This window comes from Bacillota bacterium (genome assembly GCA_013314855.1).
In the GTDB taxonomy this organism is placed as follows: domain Bacteria; phylum Bacillota; class Clostridia; order Acetivibrionales; family DUMC01; genus Ch48.
Genome location: JABUEW010000005.1, coordinates 52377 through 59196 on the forward strand (window position 1 = coordinate 52377; position 6820 = coordinate 59196).

A 6820-nucleotide genomic window follows, 5' to 3' on the forward strand; every position below is an offset into this window, starting at 1 on the left:
ATTCAAGTAAATTTACTATCATCAATGATATTATTCCTTCCCCTATCTCAATAAATTAGATTTATCTTTAAATAGCTTCAATTCTTATAGAATTTTATAGCTCGTATTATATTTTACATGGTTTTAAACCTTTTTTCACTGGTAATGCAAGGTAAAGGTTATTGGTAAATCAACATAGTAGTATTAGAATAAAATAATTAATTCGTAATTACAATATTCATTAATTTGTGCTATAATAAAAACAGGTAATTTAATAAAAGAGGTGTTAGTAATGAAGTGGGAACAGGTAAGAGACAATTATCCTAACACTTGGGTGTTATTTGAAGCAATAGTTGCTCATTCGGAACAGGGTAAAAGAATCATTGAGGATATGGCTGTACTAAATACTTTCGAGTCAGGAACAGAGGCAATGAGAAAGTACATTGAACTGCATAAGCAAAATCCTGAAAGAGAGCTATTTATTTTTAGCACCAGTAATAAAGAGCTAGAGATAAAGGAAAAGCTTTGGATGGGGGTTCGTAGAGCATGAGCAGGATGCAGATTATTGATGGACTCCCGTTTGTTAATCTTCAAGTAACTTATAAACAAGCTGTTACTATTCTTTCAAAAGTCTTAGTTGATACAGGTTCGGCCGGAACTATATTGAGCTTTGATAAATTAGCGGAGATAGGTCTCGAGATTGATGAACGTGATACTGTAGAAACCATTAGAGGCGTAGGCGGGACCGAACTTGTGATAACTAAAACAGTTGATAGAATACAGATAGGGGATTTGTTTGTAGAAGACTTTACCATAGAAGTTGGCGGGATGAACTATGGGTTTGATATCAATGGAATTATTGGTATGGATTTTCTGCTTCAAAATAAAGCTGTTTTAGACATGGAAAATTTAACTATTAAAAAGAAATGAAAATTCATTAGCATTAGGGGATAAGCATCTGATCCCATACCTTTACCGATTGTTAACAAAATCTTTCCATCACACCTATTTTAAGTTGCTTTCCGGGTTAGGTTATTTTATTAGCTTATGTTATTTCCAGGACTGATTCGATCAGATTATTTCCTTACCGGAATTCCGCGCCCTTCAAGGTAGTGCTTCACCTGGGCTATTGAAAGCTCACCATAGTGGAAAAGTGACGCAGCCAGCACAGCATCAGCTCCGCCTTCTACAATTACGTCATAAAAATGTTCAAGCTTTCCAGCACCACCCGATGCAATAACAGGAATGTTTACAGCTTCAGATACTGCCTTGGTTAAAGCTATGTCGTACCCGTTTTTTGTACCGTCGGTATCCATGCTTGTAAGAAGTATCTCCCCCGCTCCTCTTCGTTCCGCTTCCATGGCCCACTCTACTGCATCTTTACTAGTATTTATCCTTCCTCCGTTAATATAGACATCCCAACCTTTTTTATGCTGGCGAAGTTTTGCATCAATGGCAACCACTACACACTGGCTGCCGAATCGCCAAGCTGCCTGGTTTATTAATTCCGGATTGCGTATGGCTGCAGAATTGATAGAGATTTTGTCGGCCCCGGCCTTCAAAATATCGCGGAAGTCCGATAATTCCCGTATACCGCCACCCACCGTCAAGGGGATAAAAACCTGTTCGGCAGTCCTTTCAACCACATCCAGCATAATCTTTCGTTCTTGCGCTGATGCAGTTATATCAAGGAAAACCAGCTCATCAGCACCGGCCTCATTGTATGTTTTTGCAATTTCCACAGGGTCTCCTGCATCCCGCAGATTAACAAAATTAACACCTTTTACAACCCTTCCTTCATTAACATCCAGGCAAGGGATAACACGTTTTGTAAGCATCAAATTCCCCCCTTATAGTTAATACTCTGCCGATATTTTCAGCAAGTCAATATGTCGATAAGTCCAAAGGTCTATATGTTCCTAATACTTAAGCTTTGCAAAATTCACCAGTATTTTAAGTCCTTCATTTCCGCTCTTTTCAGGATGGAACTGAAGTCCATATATATTTTCCCTGTTAACCGCCACCGAAATATCCATGCCATAAAAGGTAGTTCCAATAACATGCTCCTGATTTTCCGGTTTTACATAATAGGAATGGACAAAATAAACATAAGAGGGATTTTCCAGGTTGTTAAAAATGGGATTTTCCTTATATTTTAACTCGTTCCACCCCATGTGGGGTATCTTTATATTAAGATTTTTCGGGAGCCTTTTTACTTCTCCAGGTAAAAGCGAAAGCCCTCCAAATAGTCCTCCCTCATGGCTTTTCTCAAACAAAAGCTGCAATCCCAGGCATATGCCTAAGAAAGGTTTCCCACTCTCTACAGCTTTATATATGCTCTCAAGCAAGCCTGTTTTTTCTAAGTTTTCAAAAGCATCTGCAAAAGCGCCCACTCCAGGCAGTACAACATGGCTTGCATCGGAAATCCTGCGTGGGTCTTTAGTAACTACCGCTTCATAACCTGTATACTCAAATGCTTTCTGAACACTGCGCAAGTTTCCCATACCATAGTCTATAATAGCAATCATTTGTACCTCCGTAAAAAACTCAAACCATTAAATCCAATTAAATCAAATATTAATTATTTGGTCTTTAAAAATATATCCTTAACATATCCCTGAATATATCATAATATCATAAATTCCTGCAAACCTTACAGGAAATACTCCACTCCAGCCTCAAACAGCTTCTGGTCCTTTTCACCCGGCACGTTTTTTGCAACATTGCTCCCTATTCTTTCAGAGTGGCCCATTTTTCCAAATACCCTGCCGTCAGGGCTTGTAATGCCTTCAATAGCCATAACGGAACCATTGGGGTTGAAACGGATATCATAAGAAGGCTTCCCATCAAAATCCACGTACTGGGTTGCTACCTGTCCTTTTTTAAACATATCGGAAACTTGTTCCGGTGAAGCAATAAACCTGCCTTCTCCATGGGATACGGCAATAGTATGGACATCACCCGGTTTCACTTTGGCAAGCCAGGGCGAAAGGGTTGATACTACTTTTGTATAAACCATCCGCGAAACATGGCGTCCAATAGTATTAAATGTAAGGGTTGGACTGTCCTCCGTCATATCCCTGATTTCCCCGTAGGGTACCAGTCCAAGCTTTATAAGTGCCTGGAAACCGTTACATATTCCAAGTATAAGCCCGTCCCGCTCCTTTAAAAGATCCATCACCGCTTCCTTTATATAAGGATTTCTGAAAGCAGTAGCGATAAACTTGCCTGAACCATCAGGCTCATCTCCCCCGCTGAACCCCCCTGGAAGCATAATAATCTGGGAGTTACTTATCTTCTTTGCCATCATCTCAATGGATTCTTCAATGTCTTTAGAGGTAATATTCCTTATTACCATTATATCAACAAGTCCACCGGCTTTTTCAAAAGCCCTTGTGGTATCATATTCACAATTAGTTCCAGGGAATACGGGCATAAACACCCTGGGTTTTGCCACTCTAATCCTTGAAGTTATCTTATTAAGCCCTGTATTCCGGCTTAAACACTGATTTGCAAACCATTCCGTATCATTATTTATCCGGACCTCATTAATTTCCTTGCAATTTATTCCATCACTTTTTATTTCTAAATTACTATTGTCCTTAAATTTTTCTGCCCCTATTTTCTCTTCTGTCCCTATCTTTGTGGGAAATATCTCCTCAAGGGGCTTCTCCCAACTGTGCAATGCCTCTTTAAGACTTATGACCACACCATTTATGATTATTTCCGCTTTTCTGTTTGTATGGCCTAGCAAGCGGTATTCCAGTCCATCCAATAAGGCATCAGAATCTTCATTCCCCGGAATCTCAAGAATAATAGAGCCATATTCAGGAACAAACAGCTGCCCCAAATCCCCTATATTTTCAAAGGTAAAACCAATCATATTGCCAAAACACATTTTGCTTATGGTTTCAGCAATACCACCGGCTTTTACAGTAGAAGAAGCCAGGACCTTCCCCTCTTTTATAAGGGAATGGATTCTTGTATAGTTTCTATCTAATTGTTCAAAATCAGGCAATTCATTATTATCCCTATTTAGAGGAAGGATAACAACCTTGCTCCCCACTTCTTTAAACTCTGTGGAAACTATGCAATTTACATCTGCAACATCCACTGCAAAAGCAACCAATGTAGGGGGAACATCCATATCCTTGAAGGTTCCGGACATACTGTCCTTCCCCCCTATGGAGGGTATGCCAAGCCTTATTTGTGTGTAATATGCCCCCAGTAAAGCTGACAATGGTTTCCCCCACTTTTCGGGCACTTTGCCCAGCTTCTCAAAATACTCCTGCAAGGTCAACCTTATTCTCCGGTAGTCTCCTCCAATGGCACAAACTTTTGATATTGCTTCGATAATAGCGTAAACCGCCCCATGAAACGGACTCCATTTTGATAATACCGGATTATACCCAAAAGTCATGATAGTCCCTGTAGATGTGTCACCTTCGAGGAGAGGAATTTTCGCGACCATGCCCTCTGAAGGACTTAGCTGACATTTCCCTCCAAAAGGCATCAGTACCGTTCCTGCACCTATAGTACTATCAAACCTTTCAACAAGTCCTTTCTGGCTACAAACATTAAGCCTTCCGAGGTTATTCAACCAGGCACTCTTAATGTCGTCCTTATACATTGATACCTCATCAGGCAACATACTAAAGAAGTTTTTTGCTTCATCAGGCGCAACTATAACTGCATTGCTCTTTTTCTTCACTCCATTAGTATTCAAAAACTCCCTGCTGATATCTACAATTAATTTTCCTCTCCATCTTATTCTAACCCTGGGCACTTCAGTAACATAAGCGACCGGCGTAGCTTCAAGGTTCTCTAAAGCCGCTTCAGAAATAAACTGGTTTACATTTTCAGGAGAGACCACAACTGCCATTCTCTCCTGGGATTCTGATATTGCCAGCTCTGTACCGTCAAGCCCCTCGTACTTTTTAGGTATAGCATCCAAGTTTATCTCAAGGCCATCAGCCAGCTCCCCGATAGCAACTAACACACCGCCTGCACCAAAATCATTACATTTCTTTATCAATCTACTTACTGAAGGATTCCTAAACAACCTTTGTATTTTTCTCTCGGTCGGAGGATTGCCTTTTTGGACTTCCGCCCCGCATTTTAATAATGATTGCTCATCATGTTCCTTGGAAGAGCCTGTAGCTCCTCCGCATCCGTCACGGCCTGTCCTTCCTCCAAGCAATATTACAACATCGCCCGGCAACGGTTTTCCCCTCACCACGTTTTGCCTTGGAGCTGCACCGATAACCGCCCCTATCTCCATCCTTTTTGCCACATAACCTTCATCATACATCTCCACTACCTGACCTGTAGCAAGTCCTACCTGGTTACCATAGGAACTAAAACCTTGAGCAGCACCGATAGTTATTTTACGCTGGGGAAGTTTGCCCGGTAAAGTTTTTTCAACTGGTGCCCTAGGGTCTCCGCTTCCTGTAACTCTCATTGCCTGGTATACATAAGCCCTTCCCGACAACGGGTCCCTGATAGCTCCTCCAAGGCATGTAGCGGCACCACCGAAAGGTTCTATCTCTGTCGGATGGTTATGTGTTTCATTCTTGAACATAACCACCCATTCCTCGTCTTTTCCGTCCACATCAACATTTACAACAATACTGCAGGCATTTATCTCCTCCGATTCGTCCAAGTCATTCAGAAGCCCCTTCATTTTAATCTCCTTCATGGCTATTGTGGCAATATCCATCAGGCAAATGTCCTTATCCTGTTCCATTGCCTTGTATACCAACTGCCTTGATTTCATATAATTCTCGAAGGCCGTTTTTATTGGTCCTGTATATTTCCCATCCTTAATCTCTACATTTTCTATTCTTGTTAAAAAGGTAGTGTGGCGGCAATGGTCAGACCAATAGGTATCCAGCATGCGCAGTTCAGTTATTGTAGGATCTCTTTTTTCTGTATTTTTAAAGTAGTTTTGGCAAAATTCCATGTCATCCAGGGACATGGCAAATCCCCTATCCTCTATAAGTCTAAGAAGTTCTTCTTTTGCCATCATCGTAAAGCCCTCCAAAGTTTCTACATCCGCCGGAGGCTCAATATCGATATCAAGTGATTCTGGTTTTTCAAAAGATGCTTCCCTTGCTTCAATAGGGTTTATACAGTAATTTTTTATCCTATCGAATTCTTGTTGCGATACATCACCGCTAATCACAATAAGCTTTGCAGTGCGGCATAAGGGTCTTTCACCCCTGGTCATTATCTGTATGCATTGGGCTGCCGAATCAGCCCTCTGGTCATATTGACCAGGTAAGTATTCAACAGCAAATGCTTTCTCATTCTCCTTAAGTGTAAATACTTCATCATATATTATATCTACAGGCGGTTCAGAGAATATTGTATTTCTGGATGCCTCATATTCTTCTTCAGAAATTCCTTCAACATCATACCTGTTTATTATCCTCACATATTCAAGGCTTTTTATCCCAAGGTTATATTTTAAATCCTTATACAGTGCCTGTGCCTCTATATCAAAACCTTTTTTCTTTTCAACAAAAATACGTCTCACTTTTGAATTCATAGCAAATACCTCTCAAAAACATAAATACTTAATCTTACTACTACTTAATCATATCAAGCTTAAAACTTGCAAATATTCTGATATAAGGTTTTCCTATAAATAATAACATAAATATGCTCATAAATAAATGGTTTTTGTAAAAAAGGGCGCATTTTATTTTCTTAACTCAATTGCAAAAGTAAATTCCACCCCTACGATATCCGACAGTGGAAATTACTCTTACAAATTTAAGGGTGGAATTTAACAGTGCAAACTTTAACAGTGCAAACTTTATCAGTGGAAATGTCAGAA

At 40.1% G+C, this 6820-nt stretch carries 5 protein-coding genes; 2 read left to right on the top strand and 3 right to left on the bottom strand.

The window, feature by feature from the left end:
* Nucleotides 1-271: 271 nt before the first annotated feature.
* Together HPY74_01675 and HPY74_01680 are read left to right on the top strand one after the other, a co-directional pair.
* Nucleotides 272-529: a hypothetical protein gene (locus HPY74_01675; protein NSW89387.1), complete on the top strand. Its 258-nt coding sequence runs from the start codon at nt 272-274 to the stop codon at nt 527-529.
* A complete protein-coding gene (locus tag HPY74_01680) occupies nt 526-909 on the top strand; it encodes a clan AA aspartic protease (protein NSW89388.1) in 384 nt (127 codons plus the stop codon). The genes HPY74_01675 and HPY74_01680 overlap by 4 nt, the downstream gene beginning before the upstream one ends.
* A gap of 146 nt (nt 910-1055) precedes the next feature.
* Here the strand turns inward: HPY74_01680 and hisF are convergent, their stop codons facing one another.
* The 3 genes from hisF to HPY74_01695 form a co-directional block, all read right to left on the bottom strand.
* A complete protein-coding gene (gene hisF, locus HPY74_01685) occupies nt 1056-1817 on the bottom strand; it encodes an imidazole glycerol phosphate synthase subunit HisF (protein ID NSW89389.1) in 762 nt (253 codons plus the stop codon).
* 81 nt (nt 1818-1898) lie between these two features.
* Complete coding sequence (gene hisH, locus HPY74_01690; GenBank protein ID NSW89390.1) at nt 1899-2507, bottom strand: imidazole glycerol phosphate synthase subunit HisH; 609 nt, start codon at nt 2505-2507, stop codon at nt 1899-1901.
* Between the two features lie 125 nt (nt 2508-2632).
* On the bottom strand, nt 2633-6529 hold the full coding sequence (locus tag HPY74_01695; protein ID NSW89391.1) for a phosphoribosylformylglycinamidine synthase: 3897 nt from the start codon (nt 6527-6529) through the stop codon (nt 2633-2635).
* Nucleotides 6530-6820: the final 291 nt, after the last annotated feature.

What these genes read in the sequence shown, in the direction of transcription:
- HPY74_01675 (NSW89387.1), top strand. Translation starts at nt 272, where the DNA reads ATGAAGTGGGAACAGGTAAGAGACAATTATCCTAACACTTGGGTGTTA.
- hisH (NSW89390.1), bottom strand. Translation starts at nt 2,507, where the DNA reads ATGATTGCTATTATAGACTATGGTATGGGAAACTTGCGCAGTGTTCAG.
- HPY74_01680 (NSW89388.1), top strand. Translation starts at nt 526, where the DNA reads ATGAGCAGGATGCAGATTATTGATGGACTCCCGTTTGTTAATCTTCAA.
- hisF (NSW89389.1), bottom strand. Translation starts at nt 1,817, where the DNA reads ATGCTTACAAAACGTGTTATCCCTTGCCTGGATGTTAATGAAGGAAGG.
- HPY74_01695 (NSW89391.1), bottom strand. Translation starts at nt 6,529, where the DNA reads ATGAATTCAAAAGTGAGACGTATTTTTGTTGAAAAGAAAAAAGGTTTT.